This window comes from Roseateles sp. P5_E11 (assembly GCF_054049355.1).
Genome location: NZ_JBFUMO010000835.1, coordinates 1 through 1,885, shown reverse-complemented (window position 1 = coordinate 1,885; position 1,885 = coordinate 1). Strand labels below are relative to the sequence as shown.

The following is a 1,885-nucleotide window of genomic DNA, read 5'->3' as shown; positions in this document are numbered from 1 at the left end:
CTCGGTGACCTCATCCAGAAGATCGAGCGTCCGCCAGCGCCGGCAGCCTCGGCACCCCTGACGCCGCCCGCGCAAGCCGCGTCCAAACCCGCACCAGTGCCCGCCCCTGCCGTCGAGCCCAAGATCGACCGCCTCATCATCATTGCGCTGGACCCCGGCCACGGCGGCGAAGACCCCGGCGCCGTCGGCCCCTCAGGCCTGCGTGAGAAGGATGTCGTCCTGGCGGTCGGCCTCAAGCTGCGCAAGCGGCTCCAGACCAATCCGAACATCCGCGTGCTGATGACACGCGACGCCGACTTCTTTGTGCCGCTGCAGGACCGCGTGCACAAGGCGCGCCGCGTGCAGGCCGACCTGTTCGTGTCCATCCATGCCGACGCCTTCTTGACGCCGCAGGCGCGCGGTGCCTCGGTGTTCGTGCTCAGCGACGGTGCCGCGACGAGTGCCGCCGCACGCTGGATGGCCAACCGCGAGAACGCGGCCGACATGGTCGGCGGCGTCAACGTCGGCGCCGCCACCAAGGACGCCAACGTGTTGCGCGCCCTGCTCGACATGAGCACCACGGCGCAGATCAAGGACAGCCTCAAGCTCGGCGGCGAGGTGCTGGGCCAGATCGGCAAGATCGGCAAGCTGCACAAGGCCAAGGTCGAGCAGGCGGGTTTTGCGGTGCTGAAGGCGCCGGACATCCCCAGCATCCTGGTGGAGACGGCCTTCATCTCCAACCCTGAGGAAGAGAAGAAGCTGCGCGATCCGGACTATCAGGACGAACTGGTGGACGCGTTGGCCTCGGGCATCGCGAGGTACTTTGCGAAGAATCCGCCGATGGCGAGGAAGCGGAGCACGACGTTGTAGGGTGGGTTGCTTTTTCGCAGAGCGGTTTTGTTCGCTGCATTGCCGGGAGTCCGTCCCGGCGGCCGGGGCGGACTCCCGGCGCGATGTACACAAGCCGAAAGGACAGAGGCAAAAGCAACCAAACCCATTCAGCAGCACTTCCCAACCCGCGCCGAATACCTCGCCGCCTGCCTCTCCCTGAAGAACTCCTCATAGCTCATCGCAGCCCGATCCGGATGCGTGGCCTGGTGGTGGGCGAGATAGCTGCCGTAGTCTGGCACGCCCACCATCAGGCGCAGGCTCTGCGTCAGATACCGACCCGCCTGGGCCAGTTCACGAAGCTCAAGCACGTTGCCCCGCCGGCAGCAGCACGAAGGCCGTCTCCTGCGCTGTCGCCCGACCACTGCGGCGCGCAGCCAGCACGGCCTTGACGCTGTAGATCAGCACGCTGATGACGACGCCCATGAACAGCGCACACAGCGCCGCGTCCAGCCTGTCGTTGAAAACCACCCGCGACATCGCGTCCAGCGTCTTGGCCGGCGCCAGCACCTTGCCCTCGGCAATCGCCGCAGCGTATTTGTCGGCGTGAGCCAGGAAGCCGAGCTTGGGGTCGGCCGCGAAGATCTTCAGCCAGCCGGCCGTCATCGTGCACACCAGCAGCCAGGCGGCCGGGACCGCCGTGACCCAGGCGTAGCGGTCCTTCTTCATCTTGAAGATGACGACCGTGCCCAGCAGCAGCGCGACGGCGGCCAGCATCTGGTTGGCGATGCCGAACAGCGGCCACAGGGTGTTGATGCCGCCCAGCGGATCGACGACACCCTGGTAGAGGAAGTAGCCCCAGGCCGCCACGCACAGGCCGGTGGCGACGAAATTGGCCACCCAGCTCTCGGTGCGCTTGAGCGACGGCACAAAGCTGCCCAGCAGATCCTGCAGCATGAAGCGGCCGGCGCGCGTGCCGGCGTCCACGGCGGTCAGGATGAACAGCGCCTCGAACAGGATGGCGAAGTGGTACCAGAAGGCCATCAGCGCCTTGCCGCCCACCACCTGGTGCAGGATC

General features: G+C 66.8%; 3 protein-coding genes. 1 reads left to right on the top strand and 2 read right to left on the bottom strand.

The genetic code is table 11. The features are described from left to right. Nucleotides 1-849 (top strand): N-acetylmuramoyl-L-alanine amidase (locus ACXJKR_RS31175; protein ID WP_457326151.1); only part of this gene is annotated, 849 nt, incomplete at its 5' end. Between the two features lie 128 nt (nt 850-977). Here ACXJKR_RS31175 and ACXJKR_RS31170 read toward each other — a convergent pair. Next, on the bottom strand, nt 978-1,178 hold the full coding sequence (locus ACXJKR_RS31170) for a YbdD/YjiX family protein (protein WP_056201602.1): 201 nt from the start codon (nt 1,176-1,178) through the stop codon (nt 978-980). Beyond that, nucleotides 1,171-1,885: carbon starvation CstA family protein (locus ACXJKR_RS31165; RefSeq protein WP_457326150.1), on the bottom strand; the 715-nt coding region annotated here is incomplete at its 5' end. The genes ACXJKR_RS31170 and ACXJKR_RS31165, both read right to left, overlap by 8 nt.